The organism is Streptomyces marinisediminis, assembly GCF_026262575.1.
Lineage (GTDB): Bacteria > Actinomycetota > Actinomycetes > Streptomycetales > Streptomycetaceae > Streptomyces > Streptomyces marinisediminis.
In genome coordinates, this window is record NZ_JAPKFL010000008.1 from 95076 (window position 1) to 114786 (window position 19711).

General features: G+C 73.6%; 13 protein-coding genes and 1 tRNA gene. 5 read left to right on the plus strand and 9 right to left on the minus strand.

The annotated features are described in order from the left end of the window. Positions 1–157: 157 nt before the first annotated feature. On the plus strand, positions 158–2770 hold the full coding sequence (hrpB, locus tag OSB71_RS08935) for an ATP-dependent helicase HrpB (RefSeq protein ID WP_265946198.1): 2613 nt from the start codon (positions 158–160) through the stop codon (positions 2768–2770). A gap of 79 nt (positions 2771–2849) precedes the next feature. On the opposite strand, the gene OSB71_RS24610 is transcribed toward hrpB, so the two are convergent. Next, positions 2850–4478: a lytic murein transglycosylase gene (locus OSB71_RS24610; protein WP_416237223.1), complete on the minus strand. Its 1629-nt coding sequence runs from the start codon at positions 4476–4478 to the stop codon at positions 2850–2852. A gap of 225 nt (positions 4479–4703) precedes the next feature. Further along, entirely contained in the window at positions 4704–7373 is a 2670-nt protein-coding gene (gene polA / locus OSB71_RS08945; protein ID WP_265946369.1) for a DNA polymerase I, read from the minus strand. A gap of 340 nt (positions 7374–7713) precedes the next feature. Between polA and OSB71_RS08950 the strand changes: the two genes are divergently transcribed. Continuing rightward, the gene (locus tag OSB71_RS08950) at positions 7714–9999 is read left to right on the plus strand and encodes an FdhF/YdeP family oxidoreductase (protein ID WP_265946200.1); all 2286 of its coding nucleotides are present in this window, start codon (positions 7714–7716) and stop codon (positions 9997–9999) included. Between the two features lie 65 nt (positions 10000–10064). After that, positions 10065–10520, plus strand: a complete 456-nt coding sequence (locus tag OSB71_RS08955; RefSeq protein WP_265946202.1) for a PaaI family thioesterase — start codon at positions 10065–10067, stop codon at positions 10518–10520. A 143-nt stretch (positions 10521–10663) separates the two neighbouring features. Here the strand turns inward: OSB71_RS08955 and OSB71_RS08960 are convergent, their stop codons facing one another. The 6 genes from OSB71_RS08960 to OSB71_RS08985 form a co-directional block, all read right to left on the minus strand. Continuing rightward, a complete protein-coding gene (locus OSB71_RS08960) occupies positions 10664–11428 on the minus strand; it encodes an ABC transporter ATP-binding protein (RefSeq protein ID WP_265946204.1) in 765 nt (254 codons plus the stop codon). Further along, positions 11425–12429 carry an ABC transporter ATP-binding protein gene (locus OSB71_RS08965; protein ID WP_265946206.1) on the minus strand — a complete coding sequence of 335 codons (1005 nt, stop codon included), beginning with the start codon at positions 12427–12429 and terminating at the stop codon, positions 11425–11427. Before OSB71_RS08965 ends, OSB71_RS08960 begins: the two co-directional genes overlap by 4 nt. Next, the gene (locus OSB71_RS08970; protein WP_265946208.1) at positions 12426–13790 is read right to left on the minus strand and encodes a branched-chain amino acid ABC transporter permease; all 1365 of its coding nucleotides are present in this window, start codon (positions 13788–13790) and stop codon (positions 12426–12428) included. Before OSB71_RS08970 ends, OSB71_RS08965 begins: the two co-directional genes overlap by 4 nt. Continuing rightward, positions 13787–14710 carry a branched-chain amino acid ABC transporter permease gene (locus OSB71_RS08975; protein WP_265946210.1) on the minus strand — a complete coding sequence of 308 codons (924 nt, stop codon included), beginning with the start codon at positions 14708–14710 and terminating at the stop codon, positions 13787–13789. The genes OSB71_RS08970 and OSB71_RS08975 overlap by 4 nt, the downstream gene beginning before the upstream one ends. A gap of 208 nt (positions 14711–14918) precedes the next feature. Further along, complete coding sequence (locus OSB71_RS08980; protein ID WP_323055260.1) at positions 14919–16064, minus strand: branched-chain amino acid ABC transporter substrate-binding protein; 1146 nt, start codon at positions 16062–16064, stop codon at positions 14919–14921. Positions 16065–16402: 338 nt separating this feature from the next. Further along, entirely contained in the window at positions 16403–17110 is a 708-nt protein-coding gene (locus OSB71_RS08985) for an ANTAR domain-containing response regulator (RefSeq protein ID WP_265946214.1), read from the minus strand. 97 nt (positions 17111–17207) lie between these two features. Between OSB71_RS08985 and OSB71_RS08990 the strand changes: the two genes are divergently transcribed. Together OSB71_RS08990 and OSB71_RS08995 are read left to right on the plus strand one after the other, a co-directional pair. Next, positions 17208–17290 (plus strand) — tRNA-Leu (locus tag OSB71_RS08990). Between the two features lie 76 nt (positions 17291–17366). After that, positions 17367–18146: a helix-turn-helix domain-containing protein gene (locus OSB71_RS08995; protein ID WP_265946215.1), complete on the plus strand. Its 780-nt coding sequence runs from the start codon at positions 17367–17369 to the stop codon at positions 18144–18146. Between the two features lie 17 nt (positions 18147–18163). On the opposite strand, the gene pyk is transcribed toward OSB71_RS08995, so the two are convergent. Then, a complete protein-coding gene (pyk, locus tag OSB71_RS09000) occupies positions 18164–19603 on the minus strand; it encodes a pyruvate kinase (RefSeq protein WP_265946217.1) in 1440 nt (479 codons plus the stop codon). Positions 19604–19711: the final 108 nt, after the last annotated feature.

The following is a 19711-nucleotide window of genomic DNA, read 5'->3' on the forward strand; positions in this document are numbered from 1 at the left end:
GGCCGTCCGCGTGCGGTGGTGCGACACCCGCGCGCGGAGCCGGACCGGCCCTGGGCCGCCTGCGAAACCGGGGCGCCCGCGGGTGGGGACGGGCCGCGACGGCGCGCGCTGCCCCTCCCCCGGCCGCTGGGCCCGGTGGCCCCGGGACAATGGCGGCGTGTCACTCGATCCGGCCGCCACCCCGCCCCCACGCCCCGCCCCGCCCCTGCCCGTGGCGGAGGCCGTCCCCGCGCTGCGGGACGCCTGCGACCGCGCGGGCGGTGCCGTGCTGTGCGCGCCGCCCGGCTCCGGCAAGACCACGCTCGTGCCGCTGGCCCTCGCCGGGCTGACCGGGGAGGGCCGGCCGCGCCGGGTACTCGTCGCCGAGCCGCGCCGCATCGCCGCGCGCGCCGCCGCCCGCCGCATGGCGTGGCTGCTGGGCGAGGAGGTCGGCGGCCGCGTCGGCTACACCGTGCGCGGTGAGCGCCGGGTGAGCCGCGAGACCGCCGTGGAGGTCGTGACCACCGGGGTCCTGCTGCGGCGGCTCCAACGCGACCAGGAGCTGCCGGGCGTCGACGCCGTCGTGCTGGACGAGTGCCACGAGCGGCACCTGGACGCCGACACCGCGGCGGCCTTCCTGCTGGACGTGCGCGCCGCCCTCCGGCCGGACCTCGCCCTGGTGGCCGCCTCCGCGACGACCGACGCGGCGGGCTGGTCCGGGCTCCTCGGCGCCCCGGTCGTCACGGCCCCGGGCCTGTCCCACCCCGTGGACGTCGTGTGGGCCCCGCCGCCCGCCCCCGTGGCACCGCCGCACGGCCTGCGCGTCGACCGGGCCCTGCTCACCCACGTGGCCGCCGTGGTCCGCCGGGCGCTGCGCGAGCGCGAGGGCGACGTGCTGTGCTTCCTGCCCGGCGTCGGGGAGATCGCCCGGGTGGCCGGACTGCTGGGCGAGCCCGACGGCACGCGGGTGCTCCAGGTGCACGGGCGCACCGGCGCGCGGGCCCAGGACGCCGTGCTGGCCGGGCGCGGAGCCGACGAGCCACGCCGGGTGGTGCTGGCCACCGCCGTCGCCGAGTCCAGCCTCACCGTGCCGGGGGTGCGCGTCGTCGTGGACGCCGGGCTGGCCCGCGAGCCCCGCACCGACCACGCCCGGGGGCTGGGCGGGCTGACCACCGTGTGGGCCTCGCGGGCGGCGGCCCGGCAGCGGGCCGGACGCGCGGGCCGCGAGGCGCCGGGAACCGTCTACCGGTGCTGGGCCCAGGCCGAGGACGCCCGGCGCGCCCGCTTCCCCTCGCCGGAGATCGCCGTCGCCGACCTCACCGGCTTCGCGCTCCAGGCCGCCTGCTGGGGCGACCCGGACGCCTCCGGCCTCGCGCTGCTCGACCCGCCGCCGGACGGCGCCATGGCCGCCGCCCGCGAGGTGCTGCGCGCGGTCGGCGCGGTGGACGCCGCCGGACGGGCCACGCCGCGCGGCACGGCGCTCGCGCGGCTCGGGCTGCACCCCCGCCTGGCCCGGGCACTGCTGGACGGCGCCCACCTGGTCGGGGCGCGGACGGCGGCCGAGGTCGTGGCGGTGCTCAGCGAGGAGCCGCCCCGGGAGCTGGGGCAGGAGGTCGGGGACGTGCTGCGCGCCGTGCGACGCGGCGGGCCGCAGGGCCGCGACGGGTACGCCGGGCGCTGGCGGCGGGAGGCCGACCGGCTGCGGCGAGCGGCGCGGGACGCGGGCGGCGGCACGGCGCGGGACGCGACGCCTGGGATGGACGCGGCCGGGATGGACGCGGCCGGGATGGACGCGGCCGGGATGGACGCGGCCGGGATGGACGCGGCCGGGATGGACGCGGCCGGGGCGGACGCGGCCGGGCTCGTGGTGGCGCTCGCCTACCCCGAGCGGGTGGCGCGGCGGCAGGGCGGCGGCAGCTTCCTGATGGCCTCCGGCACCCGGGCGGAGGTGCCGGGCCCGGTGGGCGACGCGCCGTGGCTCGCGGTGGCCTCGGCCGACCGTCCGACGGGCGCGGCCTCGGCGCGGGCCCGGCTCGTCGCGGTGATCGACGAGGAGGTCGCCCGGCAGGCGGGCGCGGCCCTGTGGCGGGAGGCGGACGAGGTCACCTGGGACGGGGAGCGCGGACAGGTCGTCGCCCGGTCGGTCACGCGGCTGGGCGCGATCGACCTCGGCACCCGGCCGCTCGCCCACCCCGACCCGGAACGGGTGCGCGCCGTGCTCCTGGCGGCCCTGCGCGCCGAAGGGCTCGGGCTGCTGAGGTGGCCGCCGGCGGCGGTGTCACTGCGGCGGCGGCTGGACTTCCTGCACCGCGCGATGGGCGCTCCCTGGCCCGACGTCGGTGACGCCGCGCTGCTCGCGCGCGCCCCGGAGTGGCTGACCGCCGAGCGGCCGGAGTCCGTGGACACGCTCGCCCTGCTGCGGTCCCTGCTGCCGTGGGCCGACGGGTCGGCCGCGCGCCTGGACGAGCTGGCGCCCGAGCGCGTGGAGGTCCCCTCCGGATCGCGCGTGCGCGTCGACTACGGCGGCGACCAGCCGGTGCTCGCGGTCAAGCTCCAGGAGCTGTTCGGCTGGGCCCAGGCGCCTCGGCTCGCCGACGGGCGCGTCCCGCTCGTGGTCCACCTGCTCTCCCCCGCCGGGCGCCCGGCCGCCGTCACGGCCGACCTCGCGTCGTTCTGGGGCGAGGGATACCGGGCCGTCCGTGCCGAGCTGCGCGGACGGTACCCGCGCCACCCGTGGCCGCAGGACCCGGCCACGGCGGAGCCGACGCGGCGCACCAACCGCCGCCGGTGACCCGGGGCGCGCCGACGCCCTGACTCCGGCACCCGCCGGGCCGGGGAGCGCCGGCCGCTTCCGGGCCCGCGGCGCCGGGTCAGGCCGCCGACGGTGTGGGGCCGGGCTGGGCGGGCCCCTCCTTCCGCGCGGGGTCGTCGGCGTCCGGGGCCTGGCCCTGATCGGCGTCCTGGGTCTCCTGGTCCTCGCCGTCCGTCCCGTTGCCGTCCGTGCCGCCGTCGTCCGGGTCGCCGTCGTCCGGGTCGCCGTCGTCCGGGTCGCCGCACGGGTCGGCCGGGGCCTCGGTGGCCTCCGGGTCCTCCCCGTCCCCGGGCTCGTCCCCGTGGGCGCTCCCGGGCTCGCCCTCGGCGTCCTCGCCGGGCTCCTCGGCGGTCGGCTCCTGCGGCTCCCGCTGCTCGTCCCGCTCGTCACCCTCCGGGTCGGCGGGGTCGCCCGGTTCGGCCGGGCGCTCCGTGCCCGGTGCGGAGTCCTCGTCGTCACCCGGCTCCTCCGGGTCGGCCGGGCACTCCGCCGGGGGCTCCGTCGGCTCCTCGCCGGGCTCCTCCGGCTCCTCGCCGGGCTCCTCCGGCTCCTCGCCCGGCTCCTCCGGCTCCTCGCCCGGCTCTTCGGGTTCCTCGGGCTGGTCCGGGTCGTCGCCGGGGCGGTCGTCGTTCCAGGTGGGCGGCGGCGGGACCACGGGGGCGTCGTCGGGACGCTCGGGGCGCGGCGTCTGTCCCGGCCGCTCCGGCTCCCGGTCCTCGTCCTTGCCGGGCTCCCTGTCCTCGACCTTGTCCCGGTCCTCGTCCTTGTTCCCGCCCTTGTCCTTGTTCCCGCCCTTGTCCTCGCCTCCGCCCCTGCCCGGCTTCGGCTCGGGCTCCGGCTTCGGGGCGGGCTTCGTGGCCGGGCGGGTGGCGGGCTCGTCCGGGTTGCCCGCGCCCGGGGAGTCGGGCAGGACTCCGCCGGTGTCGGGCACCTCGTGGACGCCCTCGCGGTAGTACTCCAGCCAGGACAGGACCGTGCGCAGGTACTCGGTGGAGCGGTTGTAGCTCAGGATGGCCTGCTCCAAGTCCGCCTGGACGGACAGGTCGCGGCCGTTCGCGCACAGATAGCGGCCGGCGGCGAGCGCGGCGTCGAAGATGTTGTTCGGGTCCTTCGCGCCGTCGCCGTTGCCGTCGGCGGCCCAGGAGGCCCAGGTGGAGGGGATGAACTGCATGGGCCCCACGGCGCGGTCGTAGGCGGCGTCGCCGTCGTGCGCGCCGCCGTCGGTGTCGCGGATGAGCGCGAAGCCGTTGCCGTCCAGCTTGGGGCCGAGGATCGGCTGGACCGTGGTGCCGTTCGCGTCCACGTCCCCGCCGCGGGCCTGCCCGGACTCCACCTTGCCGATGGCGGCGAGCAGTTGCCAGGGCAGGTTGCAGCCCGGCCGCTCCGTGCGGAGGGCCGTCTCGGCCTGCCGGTAGGCGGCCAGCACGGTGGCGGGTATGCCGGCCTCCCTGGGCCCGGTGACGACCGGGGTGCCACCGCCGCTGGGTCCCGCGGACTCCCCCGGCTTGACCGGGGACTCCAGCGGCGGCAGCTCGGTGTGGTAGGAGTCGTCGCCCTGGGGGACCGGGTCGTCGGTGCCGGCCACCGGGTCCTTGGCGGGGAGTTGGGGGAGGCCCAGCGGAGCGCCGGGCGCCTGCGAAGCGGACAGGACGACCATGGCGGCCGCCGCGACGGCGGTGCTGGTCATCCCCCTGCGGATCCTGCCGGTACGACCCGTCATGCGGCCGTCCCCTCCCCTGCGGATGCACGTGATCTGCTGCGAGTGCGCGGCCTGCCGCCGTGTGCGTGTCCAGGCCGGCGGCAGCGAGGAGACCTTACGTCACCGCACCGCCTCCGGTCACGGGCCCGGACGCTCCGGTTTCCGGACGGGCCGCCCCCGCCGCGCGGTGGGCTCGGCGGGAGCGGCTCCGGCTCAGTGCGCGGCCGACTCCCAGTCCGGACCCACTCCCACGGACACGTCCAGCGGGGCGCGCAGTTCCACCGCGCCGGACATCTCGCGCCGCACCAGCTCCTCGACGCGGTCCCGCTCGCCCGGGGCCACCTCCAGCACGATCTCGTCGTGCACCTGGAGCAGCATGCGGGAGTCGAGCTCCGCGGAGCGCAGCGCACCGTCGACCCGGAGCATCGCGATCTTGACGATGTCGGCGGCGGTGCCCTGGATGGGCGCGTTGAGCGCCATGCGCTCGGCCATCTCACGGCGCTGCCGGTTGCTGGAGTTGAGGTCCGGCAGGTAGCGGCGGCGCCCGAGCATCGTGGAGGTGTAGCCGACGGCGCGGGCCTCCTCGACGGCGCGGCGCAGGTAGTCCCGCACGCCGCCGAACCGTTCGAAGAACGTCTCCATCAGCCCGCGCGCCTCCTCCGGGGTGATGCCGAGCTGCTGGGAGAGGCCGAAGGCGGACAGGCCGTAGGCGAGACCGTAGGACATGGCCTTGATCTTGCGGCGCATCTCGGCGTCGACGGCGCCCTTGTCGACGCCGAAGACCTGCGAGGCCACGGTGGTGTGCAGGTCCTCCCCCGAGGTGAAGGCCTCGATGAGCCCGTCGTCGTCGGAGAGGTGGGCCATGACGCGCAGCTCGATCTGGCTGTAGTCGGCCGTCATCAGCGACTCGTAGCCCTCGCCGACCACGAACGCCCGCCGGATGGCGCGGCCTTCGTCGGTGCGCACCGGCACGTTCTGCAGGTTCGGCTCGGTGGACGACAGCCGCCCGGTGGAGGCGACCGTCTGGCTGAAGGTGGTGTGGATGCGGCCGTCCGCGCCGATCGTCTTGATCAGCCCCTCGACGGTGGCCCGCAGCTTGGACTGCTCGCGGTAGCGCAGCATCAGCACCGGCAGCTCATGGTCCGTCTGCGCGGCCAGCCAGGTCAGGGCGTCGGCGTCGGTGGTGTAGCCGGTCTTCGTCCGCTTCGTCTTGGGCAGACCCAGCTCCCCGAAGAGGACTTCCTGGAGCTGCTTGGGCGAGCCCAGGTTGAACTCGTGGCCGACGGCGGCGTGCGCCTCGCGGACCGCGTGCTGGGCGGCGTCGGCGAACTGCTGCTCCAACTGCCCCAGCCACGGGCGGTCGGCGGCGATACCGGAGCGCTCCATGCGGGCCAGCAGCTCCGAGACGGGCAGCTCCATGTCGGCCAGCAGCCCGGAGGCGCCGACCTCCGACAGCCGGTCGCCGAAGGCTTCGCCCAGGTCCAGCACGGTGCGGGCCTGGCCCATCAGCGCGTCGGCCTCGGCCGCCTCGTCCGCGCCCAGGGCGAGCTGGCCGCTGCCGGCCTGGGCGGGCTGCGGGAGCTCGCGGGCGAGGAACTCCACGCTCAGCGCGTCCAGGGCGAAGCTGCGCCGGCCCGGCTGCACGAGGTAGGCGGCCAGGGCGGTGTCGGTGGTGATGCCCGCCACGCGCCAGCCGTGCTCGGCGAAGACCCGCTGCACCGCCCGGGCGTTGTGCACGACCTTCGGGCCGGCCGGGTCGGCCAGCCAGGCGGCGAACGCCTGCTCGTCGGCCGCGTCGAGCCGCGCCGGGTCGAACCAGGCGGCCGGGCCGTCGGCCGTCGCGAGGGCGACCTCGGTGACCTGCCCCGCGCCCAGCTTCCAGTCGTCCACGCTGGCCACGCCCAGCGGGCGGCCGGCGCCGGTGTGCTCGGCCAGCCAGGGCGCGAGCTCGCCGGTGTCCAGGACGCTGCCGTCGACCTCGACCCCGGCCGCGGGGGCAGGCTCGTCGGCGGCGGTGGCGGCGGCCGGGTCGGCGGCGAACAGGCGCTCGCGGAAGTTGGCGTTGCGGATCTCCAGGGCGTCCAGCAGGGCCCGCAGCGCGTCGCCGTCGTACGGGGCGCGCGCCAGCTCCGCCGGGCCGCACGGCAGCCGCACGTCGCGCACCATCTCCGTCAGGCGCCGGTTGAGCTTGACCGACTCCAGGTGGTCGCGCAGGTTCTGCCCGGCCTTCGTCTTGATCTCGTCCACCCGGGCCACCAGTTCGTCGAACGAGCCGAACTGGCTGATCCACTTGGTGGCCGTCTTCTCCCCCACCCCGGGGATGCCGGGCAGGTTGTCCGAGGGGTCCCCGCGCAGTGCGGCGAAGTCCGGGTACTGGCGCGGCTCCAGGCCGTACTTCTCCCGGACCTTCTCCGGGGTGAAGCGGGTGAGCTCGGAGACGCCCTTGGTCGGGTAGAGGACGGTGACGTGGTCGGAGACGAGCTGGAAGGCGTCCCGGTCCCCGGTGACGATGGACACCTCGAAGCCCTCGGACTCGGCCTGCGTGGCGAGGGTGGCGATAACGTCGTCGGCCTCGAAACCCTCCACGGCGAACCGCTTGACGCGCATGGCGTCCAGCAGCTCGCCGATCAGCTCCACCTGGCCCTTGAAGCCGTCCGGCGTCTTGGAGCGGTTGGCCTTGTACTCGGCGTACCGCTCCGCGCGCCACGTCTTGCGCGACACGTCGAACGCGACGGCGAAGTGGGTGGGCGCCTCGTCACGCAGCGTGTTCGACAGCATGGAGACGAACCCGTAGACCGCGTTCGTCGTCTGCCCGGTGGTGGTGGAGAAGTTCTCCTCGGGCAGCGCGAAGAAGGCCCGGTAGGCCAGCGAGTGCCCGTCCATGAGGAGCAGGCGGCGGGGGCCCTCCACGGGCTCCGCGGGCTCGGGGTCGGTTGCTGTCTTTGCCACGTTCTCAGCCACGGGACCGATCCTGCCATGCGGCACCGACAGCCGGTGGCGCGGCGGGGCGGCGGGTCCGCGACGACGGTCCGCGGCCCGGCCCTCCGGCGGCAGGCGGGTGGCGTCCGGCCCGGCGTCCGGAGCGGCCACGGTGGCGGGCGGGGCGGCCGCCGGGCGACGGGCGGCGGGCCGACGGGCCGACGAAGAAGAGGGGCGGCGGAGAGGCGGGCCGGTGGCCGGGAACGGCCGGGGCGGGGGGCGGCGGGCGTGGAATGATGAGGACATGTCGCGTGCCAGTTCGCAGTCCGGTGGAGAGCCCGTGCAGGACGCGCCGGCGGTGGGGCCGCCCGCGGAGGTGGCCGCGGGGCTGCCCGCCGTGGGGCACGCGCTGCGGATGGCGCACGCGGAGATGGGCGTGCGGCGGACGGCGCTCACCCTGCTGCGCGTCAACCAGAAGGACGGCTTCGACTGCCCCGGTTGCGCGTGGCCGGAGGGCGGCAGGCGGCACACCGCGGAGTTCTGCGAGAACGGGGCGAAGGCCGTGGCGGAGGAGGCCACCCGGGCCCGCGTCACGCCCGCGTTCTTCGCCCGGCACCCGGTCGCGGAGCTGGCGGAGCGCTCGGGGTACTGGCTGGGCAAGCGGGGGCGGCTGACGCACCCGATGTACCTGGCCGCGGGCGCCACGCACTACACGCCGGTGAGCTGGGAGCAGGCGTTCACGCTCATCGCCGGGGAACTGCACGCGCTCGCCGACCCCGACGAGGCGGTCTTCTACACCTCGGGCCGCACCAGCAACGAGGCGGCCTTCCTCTACCAGCTCTTCGCCCGGGAGTTCGGCACCAACAACCTGCCCGACTGCAGCAACATGTGCCACGAGTCCTCCGGCGCCGCGCTGACGCAGACGCTCGGCGTGGGCAAGGGCAGCGTGCTGCTGGAGGACCTGCACCGCGCCGACCTGATCATCGTGGCCGGGCAGAACCCGGGCACCAACCACCCGCGCATGCTCAGCGCGCTGGAGGAGGCCAAGCGCGGCGGCACCCGGATCATCACGGTCAACCCGCTGCCCGAGGCGGGGATGACGCGGTTCAAGAACCCGCAGCGGCCCGGCGGCCTCCTCGGCTCGGGGACGGCGCTGACGGACCTGTTCCTACAGATCCGCATCGGCGGCGACCAGGCGCTGTTCCGGCTGCTGAACAAGTTGGTCATCGAGACCGAGGGCGCCGTCGACGCCGACTTCGTCGCCGCCCACACCGACGGCTACGAGGCCCTCGCGCGCGCCGCTGCGGCCACCGACTGGGACGAGGCGCTGGCGGCCACCGGCCTGCCCCGCGAGCGGATCGAGGAGGCGCTGCGCATGGTGCTGGCCTCCCGGCGCACCGTGGTGTGCTGGGCCATGGGGCTCACCCAGCACGCCCACTCCGTCGCCACGATCCGCGAGGTCGTCAACCTGCTGCTGCTGCGCGGCGACATCGGCCGTCCCGGGGCGGGGGTGTGCCCGGTGCGCGGGCACAGCAACGTCCAGGGCGATCGCACCATGGGCATCGTGGAGAAGCCCGCGCCCGCGTTCCTGGACGCGCTGGAGCGGGAGTTCGGCTTCACCGCACCGCGGGCCCCCGGCTACGACACGGTCGAGTCCATCCGCGCGCTGCGCGACGGGCGGGTGAAGGTGTTCTTCGCCATGGGCGGAAACTTCGTGGCCGCGTCCCCCGACACGGCCGTCACCGAGGACGCGATGCGGCGCGCGGAGCTGACCGTGCACGTGTCCACCAAGCTCAACCGCTCGCACTGCGTCACCGGCGCGCGGGCGCTGATCCTGCCCACACTGGGGCGGAGTGAGCGGGACGTGCGCGGCGGGGCGGAGCAGTTCGTGACCGTCGAGGACTCGATGGGCATGGTGCACGCCTCCCGCGGCCGCCTGGCGCCGGCCCACCCCGAGCTGCTCTCCGAGACGGCGATCGTCGCGCGGCTGGCCCGGCGGGTGCTGGGTGAGCGCAGCACCACCCCGTGGGAGGAGTTCGAGCGCGACTACGGCCGGGTACGAGAGCGCATCGCACGCGTCATTCCCGGGTTCGAGGACTTCAACACCCGCGTCGCCCGGCCCGGGGGCTTCACGCTGCCGCACGCCCCGCGCGACGAGCGCCGCTTCCCCACCGCCACCGGCCGCGCCCGCTTCACCGCCGCCCCGGTGGTCTGGCCCCGGGTGCCCGAAGGGCGGCTGCTGCTGCAGACCCTGCGCTCGCACGACCAGTACAACACCACCATCTACGGCCTGGACGACCGCTACCGGGGCATCAAGGGCGGCCGCCGCGTCGTGCTCGTCCACCCCGGCGACGCGGCCGCGCTCGGCCTGCCCGACGGCTGCCTCGCCGACCTGACCAGCGAGTGGCGCGACGGCAGCGAGCGCACCGCGCACGGCTTCCGCGTCGTCCACTACCCCACCGCCCGGGGGTGCGCGGCCGCCTACTACCCGGAGACGAACGTCCTCGTCCCGCTGGACGCGACCGCGGAGGACAGCAACACCCCGGCGAGCAAGTCGCTGGTGATCCGCCTCACCCCGACCGGGCGATGAGCGGCCGCTCAGGATCTGATAGGACAGGGCTCACCGTTCCCCGCACCGATCGGAGCCAGTCACCCATGGGCGAGAACCCCGCCGCCACCCGGTTCCCGCAGGAGGTCCTCGACCAGTGGACCGGGCGCGGCCTCGACCTGCCCGCCCTGTTCTCCGCCGGTCACCTCGGCGAGCGCATGGGCCTGCGGGTGGTGGAGGCCTCGCCCGACCGCGTCGTCGGCACGCTGCCCGTCGAGGGCAACACCCAGCCCTACGGCCTGCTGCACGGCGGGGCGTCCGCGGTGCTGGCCGAGACCCTCGGCTCGGTGGGCGCCATGCTGCACGGCGGCCCCGGCCGGGTCGCCGTCGGCGTCGACCTCAACTGCACCCACCACCGGGCCGTGCGCTCCGGCGTCGTCACCGGCACGGCGACCCCCGTCCACCGCGGCCGCACCACCGCCACGTACGAGATCGTCGTCGCCGACGAGCAGGAGCGCCGGGTGTGCTCCGCGCGCCTCACCTGCCTGCTGCGCGACGCCTGATCCGGGCCCGGGCCGCGGCGCTGTACCGCGGCTCGGGGCGACGGCTCGGGTCCCCTTCCGCGCCACGACTCGGGCCACGGTACGGGGCCGCGGCCGCCGGGCCGGGGAGGGCGCGACCCGGCTGCCCCTCCCCCGCCGCCGGGCTACGCGCCCTCGCCGAGATAGGCCTCCCGGACCCGGGGGTCGGCCAGGAGCGCGGCGGACTCGTCCGTCATGGTGACCGCGCCCGTCTCCAGCACGTAGCCGCGGTCGGCCAGGCTCAGCGCCTGGGCCGCGTTCTGCTCCACCAGCAGCACCGTGGTGCCCTGGTCGTTGATCTCCCGCAGGATGTCGAAGATCTGCCGCACGATCAGCGGCGCCAGACCCATCGACGGCTCGTCCAGCAGCAGCAGTTCCGGCTTGCCCATCAGCGCCCGGCCGATCGCCAGCATCTGCTGCTCGCCGCCGGAGAGCGTCCCGCCGAGCTGCGACGTGCGCTCGGCCAGCCGGGGGAAGAGCGTGAACACGCGGTCCAGGTCGGCCCGGTCGGGTGAACGGAACCGGTACGCGCCCATCTCCAGGTTCTCCCGCACCGTCATGCGCGGGAAGACCCGCCGCCCCTCGGGGACGTGACCGATGCCGAAGTGCACCAGATCGTGTGACTTGATGCCGTCCACGCGCTCACCGTGCAGCAGCACCTGCCCCGAGCGCGGCTGGAGCATGCCCGAGGCCGTGCGCAGCGTCGTCGACTTCCCCGCGCCGTTCGCGCCGAGCAGGGCGACGACCTCGCCCTCGCGCACCACCAGGTCGACGCCCTTGAGCGCCTCGATGGCCCCGTAGAACACGCGCAGGTCGCGCAGTTCCAGCACCGGGGCCGGGCGCGCGCCGCCGCGCGCCTCGTCCTGCGTCAACTCCACGGCGCCGCTCACTTGGGCTCCTCCCCGGGCTGCTCGTTCCGCGCCGCGCGTGTGCCGGCGTCCTCGCCCTCGCGCGCCGACGGCACCCGTGCGTCCGTCGGCTCCGTGCCGCCGCGCGCGGTGGTCCCGTCGGGCGCGGTGCCCTCGTCCGGGGCGGCGTCGTCCGAAGCGGCGTCAGCGGCGGGGGCGCCCAGGTACGCCTGGACCACCGCCGGGTCCTGCTGCACCGCGGACGGCGTGCCCTCGGCGATCCTGCGGCCGAAGTTGAGCACCATCACCCGGTCCGCGACCGACATCACCAGCCGCATGTCGTGCTCGATGAGCAGCACGCTCACGCCCAGCTCCCGGTTGATCCGGCGGATCAGCTCCTCCAGCTCCAGCTTCTCCGTCGGGTTCGTGCCCGCCGCCGGCTCGTCCAGCAGCAGCACCTGCGGGTCGGTGGCCAGCGCCCGGGCGATCTCCAGCCGCCGCTGGTCGCCGTAGCTGAGCGAACCGGCCAGCTCGTTCAGCTTCCCCGCCAGCCCCACGAAGTCGAGCACCTCGTGCGCCCGCTCGTCGCTGCGCCGCTCCGCCCGCCGCGCGCTCGGCAGCCCCAGCATCACCGACACCGGGCCCGCCTTCAGCCGCGTCTCCGCCGCGATCTTCACGTTCTCCAGCGCCGTCAGCGCCGAGAACAGGCGGATGTTCTGGAACGTGCGGGCCACGCCCAGCCGGTTCACCCGGTAGGGCTTGCGCCCGCGCAACTCGTGTTCACCGCCCGCGCGCGGCCGGTAGGTGATGCGGCCCTCCTGCGGCACGTAGGCGCCCGTCAGCGAGTTGAACAGCGACGTCTTCCCGGCTCCGTTCGGGCCGATCACCGCCAGGATCTCGCCGCGCCGCATGCCCAGCTCCACCCCGTCCAGGCTCGTCACACCGCCGAAGCGCAGCGTGATGCCCGAGGCGTCCAGCACCAGGTCGCCGGGGTCGGCCGCAGCGCGCGGACCGCCCTCCTCCTTGCGCACGTCAACCGTCATGACAGCCTGCCTCCCGCCGGCTCGGTCGTCCCGTCCCCCTCCACCTCGCCGGAGCGGGCCAGCTTCAGCTCCCGCGACCGGCGGCGCGAGGGGATCACCCCCTGCGGGCGGTAGATCATCATGACCACCAGCAGCCCGCCGAGGTACATGTACCGGTCCTTCGGGTCGACCAGGCTCCGCAGCGCCTCCGGCAGCCACACCAGGAACGCCGCGCCGAACAGCACGCCCGGGATCGACCCCATGCCGCCGAAGATCACGTACGCCAGCACCAGGACGGAGAGCAGGATGACGAAGTTCTCCGAGTTGATGTAGCCCACCTTCGACGCGTACGCCACACCGGCCACACCGGAGGTGGACGCGCCGATCGCGAACGCCATCAGCTTGTAGCGGACCGTGTCCACCCCCGTCGACGCCGCCGCCACCTCGTCCTCGCGGATCGCCGTCCACGCCCGGCCGACCTTGGAGTGCTCCAGCCGCCAGAACAGGAACACCACCACCGCCACGAACGCCAGCAGCAGGTAGTAGTAGGGCATCGCGTCGACCACGCCCCACTCGTAGCTCCAAAAGCCCAGGTCGACCGCGAACCGGTCCACCTTCACGCCCCGCGTGCCCCCGGTGTAGTCGGCCAGGTTCTTCGCCGACAGGTACACGATCTCGTGAAAACCCAGCGTCACGATCGCCAGGTAATCGCCCCGCAACCGCAGCGTCGGCGCCCCCAGCAGCACGCCCGCCACCAGGCACGTCACCACCGCGATCGGGATCACCGCGAAGTTGTTCAGCACCATCGGCGGCTGCACCGGCAGCGCGCCCGTCCAGTACGCCGCGCTGTAGGCGCCGATCGCGAAGAACGCGATGAAGCCCAGGTCCAGCATGCCCGCCCAGCCGATGACGACGTTCAGGCCGACCGCCACCAGCACGAAGATCGCGATCTGGTCCACCAGCACCGTCTGCCAGTAACGGTCCAGGCCCGAGGGCACCAGCACGGCCAGCGCCGCCGCCACCGCGAGCACCCCGAAGCGCACCCGCCGGTCCGCCCGCCACACCTCCCGCACCCGGCCCAGCGGGCCCGACGCCAGGGCCCTCGAACCCGACACGGCCGAGGCCACCTGCGGCGTCAGGAACTCCCGGCCCGCCCACACCGCGACCGCCAACGCCAGCCAGACCCACAGCGCGACCCCGGTGAGGTTCTCCTCCAGCGCGAAGAACAGGTCCTGGTGCGAGCCCTGGGCGCCCGTCACCAGCGTCATCGTCACCGCCAGCGCCACCATCGCCGCCAACCGCCGCCAACGCGGCCGCTGGTACCAGCGCTCGGCGCGCAGCCGCCGCGCCGTCCGCACGTTCACCGACGTCGTCGCGCTCATGCCGTCCTCCCCACACGCTCACCCAGCAGGCCCGTCGGGCGGAACATCAGCACCAGCACCAGGGCGGCGAACCCGGCCACGTAACGCCACTCCTCACCCCACACGAACACCGTCATCGTCTCCACGACCCCCAGCAGCATCCCGCCGAGCATCGCCCCGCGCACGTTGCCGATACCGCCCAGCACCGCCGCGGCGAACGCCGTGATCCCGGGCAGGAAGCCCATCGTGTAGACGACCTTGTTGTTCACCCCGAACAGGAAGCCGGCCGCACCGCCCAGCAGGCCGCCGATCACGAACGTCCGCGACACCACCTTGTCGATGTCCACACCCATCAGCGACGCCACCTCCGGGTCCTGGGCCACCGCCCGGATGCCCGAACCCAGCTTCGTGCGGTTCACCACGTAGTCCAGGCCGACCATCATGCCCACCGCCGACACCACGATGATCACCTGCGTGATGTTCAGGTCCGCGCCGAACACCGTCAGCACCCGGCGGTTCTCGTACAGGTTCGGCATCGCCAGCGAGTTCCGGCCGAACAACTTGCCCGCCAGGTTGTACAGGAAGAACGAGGCGCCGATCGCCGTGATCAGGAACACCAGCCGGGGTGCACCGCGCCGCCGCAGCGGCCGGTACGCCACCTTCTCCAGCCCGTAGGCGACGGCACCACCGAACGCCGCCCCGGCCAGCAGGCCCACCACGACGTACACCACCGACTGCACGCCCGCCGGATCGGCCGCCGGCGCCCACACCGTCAACGCCAGCAGACCACCGAAGGCCCCGAACATGAACACTTCGCTGTGCGCGAAGTTCAGCAACTGCAGCACGCCGTAGACCAGCGTGTAACCAATGGCGATGACGGCGTACAGACAGCCGAGCACCAGCCCCAGGACCAGGAAGTCCCAGAAAGCGTTGAGGGACATCGAACGACTTCCTTTTGGGAACGAGAGCCGTCGCACGCACGCGTTCAGCGCTCACGGACGACGAGGAGGAACACCGGGCCGCGGCCACCCGCCCGCGACCCGCCCCGCGCACCGCCCACGCGGTGTGCGAGCGGTGGCGCGGTGTACGGCGGGGCACCACCCGCGCACCGCACACCGCGCCGGCCGGCTCAGCCGACGGCCGGGGCCGTCACTTGGCCGTCAGCTTGTCGACGCTGCCCAGGTAGTTGATCTCCCGGTCCTGCACCTCGTACATGTAGATCGTCTGGTTGGTGAAGTCACCCGTGTCGTCGAAGGAGAACTCCTTCGTGATGCCCTTGTACTCCACCGCGCGCAGCGCCTCCAGCAGCTTCTCGCCGGTGGAGTCCGCGCCGCCGGTCTCCGCGATCTGCTCGATGATCAGGTTCGCCACGTCGAAGGACTCCGCCGAGTACGTCCCCGGCGGCTGGTTGAACGCCGCCTCGTAGTCCTCGGCGAACTTCTTCGTCGCCTCCTCCTGCGTCGGGTCGGTGCACGCGCACGTCAGCAGCCAGTCGTTGGCCGAGTCCCCGGCCAGCTCCACGAACTGCATGTCCCGGCTGCCGTCACCGGACATCCGGATGCCCTCGAACCCGGCCTCGTCCAGCTTCGTCGCGAACGGGCCCGCGTCCTCGTAGTAGCCGGCGTAGATCAGCGCGTCCGCGTCCGCGCCCACCACGTTGCGGGCCGCCGCGCTGTAGTCCGGCGTCTTCTGCGGCACGCTGTGGCGCACCACCTCCAGACCGGCGTCCTTCAGCGACTGCTCCGCGACGTCCGCGAGGCCGACGCCGTAGTCGGTCTTGTCGTCCACCACGACGACCTTCTCCGCGTCCGTCGACTTCGACAGGTACGTGGCCATGCCCGCGCCCTGCGCCGAGTCGTTCGGCACCGCGCGCAGGAACGACCCGTAGCCCTTCGTCGTCAGGTCGGCGCGGGTGGCGGAGGACGAGACCGCCGGAATGCCCGCCTCCGCGTAGTACTCGGCGGACGCGTCCGCCGAGCCGGAAAAGGCCGGGCCGACGACCGCGATGACCTCTTCGGAGATCGCGCTCTGCGCCGCGGTGGGCGCCTTGTCCGGCAGACCCTGGTCGTCGGCCGCGAAGTACTCCACCTCGAAGTCGTAGTCGCCCGAGGCGTTCGCCTGGTCGATCGCCAGCCTGACGCCGTTCTCCATGTTCTGGCCGAGCTGCACGTTGTCACCCGACAACGGTCCCTGGAACCCGATCTTGACGGTGTCGCCGCCACCGTCGCCGGACCCGCCGTCCCCGCAGCCCGTCAACGCCAGCGCGCCCACGGCCAACGGCACAGCCAGTCTCACGATGGTCTTGTTCAGCACAGTGCGAACCCCCTGGTCCGGCCCAGAACGTGTGCGACCGCCGTACCGAACCGGCGGAAGAGACCGCACGACCGTGCGGTTGGCCACGGAATCTATTGCTCACGGTCCAGGCCAAACAGACGCTGACCACAGATGTGATCGCCCTGTGACCTCTGCCACGTGTCGAAAAGAGGACGGTCCTTACCGCTCACCGAACGAAAGGGGATGATCCTTTGAAGAGCACGACGGCGCCACACATGCCGCAAAAGGGGCATGTGTGGCGCACGTGAACGAAGGGGCGCAAGCCCCTTCGTTCACGCGGGGCGGACGCGCCGCGCGGGTCAGCTCCGCTGCTCCCGCCGGTCCTTCGCGCCCTGCTTCTCCGCCTGCTTCTCCGCCTGCTTCTCCGCGGCGTCCTCGATCACGGCCTCGGCCACCTGCCGCATCGACAGCCGACGGTCCATCGACGTCTTCTGGATCCACCGGAACGCGGCCGGCTCCGTCAGCCCGTACTCCGTCTGCAGCAACGACTTCGCGCGGTCCACGAGCTTGCGCGTCTCCAGCCGCTGCGTGAGGTCCGTGACCTCCGACTCGAGCTGCTTGAGCTGCGCGAACCGCGACACCGCCATCTCGATCGCCGGCACGACGTCACTCTTGCTGAACGGCTTCACCAGGTACGCCATCGCACCGGCGTCCCGCGCCCGCTCCACCAGCTCCCGCTGCGAGAACGCCGTCAGCATCAGCACCGGCGCGATGCCCTCCTCGGCGATCTTCTCCGCGGCGGAGATGCCGTCCATCACCGGCATCTTCACGTCCATGATCACCAGGTCCGGGTCGTGCTCGCGCGCCAGCTCCACCGCGCGCTGCCCGTCCCCCGCCTCGCCGACGACCGTGTAGCCCTCCTCCTCCAGCATCTCCCTCAGGTCCAGCCGGATCAGGGCCTCGTCCTCCGCGATCACCACACGCGTGGTGGCCGGCGGCACGTGCGCGTCCGCGCCCTCCGTCGGGTCGGCCGGCGTGGGGGTCTCGGGGGCGTCAGCGGCACTCACTGTGCTCCTCGCGGGGGTTCGAGCAGGTCGGGCCCCAAGAGCCTATCGGGCCGACGCGCGCAGGGACGACCGGGTACACTTCCCGTGGCCACGGCCTGCCGGGTTGGTGGAATGGCATACACGGAAGTCTCAAACACTTCTGCCCGAAAGGGCTTGTGGGTTCGAGTCCCACACCCGGCACCGCACACTGCTCCACCAGAGTGAATTCGCACGACCGCACTGGCATTCGCTATTCGAACACCCGCACGCTTGGTGCATGACCAAGCACGCACCGTCGCTGCGCCGAGAAGCCCTCGCCCTGCTCCATCAGGGAGCGACGAACCAAAGCGTCGCCAAGCGGCTCTCCGTTCCACCGGGGACGGTTGACTGGTGGCTGCACAGGGACCGCAAAGCGCGCGGCATCGCCTACGAACACCCGCACGACTGCCCCCGCTGCGCCGGGAGGGACCCCGACGGCCCGGCGTACGCCTACCTGCTGGGGCTCTACCTGGGCGACGGCCACATCATCTCCAAGCCCCGCCACCACCACCTGACGATCTCCTGCACGAGTGCCTACCCGGGGCTGATCGACGAGGCGGAGGCCGCGGCCCGCGCGGTCATGGCGATGCCAAGCACCAACCGGGTCAGGCGCCAGGGCTGTACGGAGGTCAAGTCCTACTCCTCGCACTGGCCCTGCCTGCTCCCGCAGCACGGGCCGGGGAAGAAGCACGAGCGGCGCATCACCCTGGAAGGCTGGCAGCGGACGATCACCGAAGCACATCCATGGAAGCTGATCCGCGGGCTCGTCCATTCCGACGGCTGCCGGGTCACGAACTGGACGACGCGGACGGTCGCGGGGCGAAGGAAGCGCTACGAATACCCGCGGTACCTCTTCACCAACAAGTCCGACGACATCCGACGCGTTTTCACCGACGCGCTCACGCGCGTGGGCGTGGAATGGGCCACCCTCGCCCGAGACGGCGAACCGTTCAACGTCTCCGTGGCGCGGCGGGCCTCCGTGGCGCTGATGGACGTGCACGTGGGGCCGAAGTGCTGACGTGGGGCGGTGGCGCCTCAGGTGGAGCGCCCGGCACTCTTGTCGCCGATGTGGTGGACGCGGACGAGGTTGGTGGTGCCGGGGACGCCGGGCGGCGAGCCGGCGGTGATGACGACGGTGTCGCCGGGCTCGCAGCGGCCGATCTCGAGAAGGTGTTCGTCGACCTGGTCGACCATGTCGTCGGTGGTGGCGACGGTGGGGCCGAGGAAGGTCTCCACGCCCCAGGTGAGGGCGAGTTGCGCCCGCGTGGCGGGGTCGGGGGTGAAGGCGAGGAGGGGGATGGGCGAGCGGTAGCGGGACAGGCGGCGTGCGGTGTCACCGCTCTGGGTGAAGGCGACGAGGTGCGTGGCGTTGAGGAAGTCGCCCATGTCGGCGGCGGCGCGGGCGACGGCGCCGCCCTGCGTGCGGGGCTTGGTGGCCTCGGTGAGCGGCGGGAGCCCGGCGGGCAGGACGGTGGCCTCGGCCGCGGTGATGATGCGGCTCATGGTGCGCAGGGTGAGGACGGGGTGCTTGCCGATGCTGGTCTCGCCGCTGAGCATGACGGCGTCGGTGCCGTCCAGCACGGCGTTGGCGACGTCGGATGCCTCGGCGCGGGTGGGGCGGGAGTTCTCGATCATCGAGTCGAGCATCTGGGTGGCGACGATGACGGGTTTGGCGTTGCGCTTGGCGATTTTCACGGCGCGCTTCTGCACGGCGGGGACGTCTTCGAGCGGCATTTCCACGCCGAGGTCGCCCCGGGCGAGCATGAGTCCGTCGAAGGCGTGGATGATTTCGTGGAGGTTGTCGACGGCCTGGGGCTTTTCGATTTTCGCCAGGACGGGGCGGTGGATGCCCTCCTCGCGCATGACGCGGTGGACCTCGCGGACGTCGCCCGCGCTGCGGACGAAGGAGAGGGCGATGAGGTCGGTGCCGAGGTGGAGGGCCCAGCGGAGGTCTTCGACGTCCTTGGGCGAGAGTGCGGGCACGGAGATGGGGATGCCGGGGAGGTTGATGCCCTTGTGGTCGGAGATCAGGCCGCCTTCGATGACGGTGGTGTGGACGCGGGTCCCGTCGATGGCGGTGGCGCGCAGGGTGACGCGGCCGTCGTCGATGAGGAGGGTGTCACCGGGGTTGAGGTCGGTGGCGAGGCCGGGGTAGGTGGTGCCGCACTGCCGGTGGTCGCCGGGGGTGTCCTCGGTGGTGATGGTGAAGTCGTCGCCGCGTTCGAGGAGTACGGGGCCGTGGGCGAAGGTGCCCAGGCGGATCTTCGGGCCTTGAAGGTCGGTGAGGATGCCGATGGTGCGGCCGGTGGCCTCGGCCGCTCGGCGGACGTGGTGCAGGCGCTGTTCGTGTTCGGCGTGGGTGCCGTGGCTGAGGTTGAGTCGGGCGACGTCCATTCCGCTGTCGGCGAGCGCTTTGATCTGCTCGTACGAGTCGCTGGCGGGCCCAAGGGTGCAGACGATTTTGGCTCGGCGCATGGAGCTGAGCCTATGGCTTACCGGCGGGTAGTCGACTGTGTCCGGTGGTGGGGTGAATGACCTTTGCTTGTACGGAGGTTGACATTTGTTGAACGCCGGGAAGAGGCG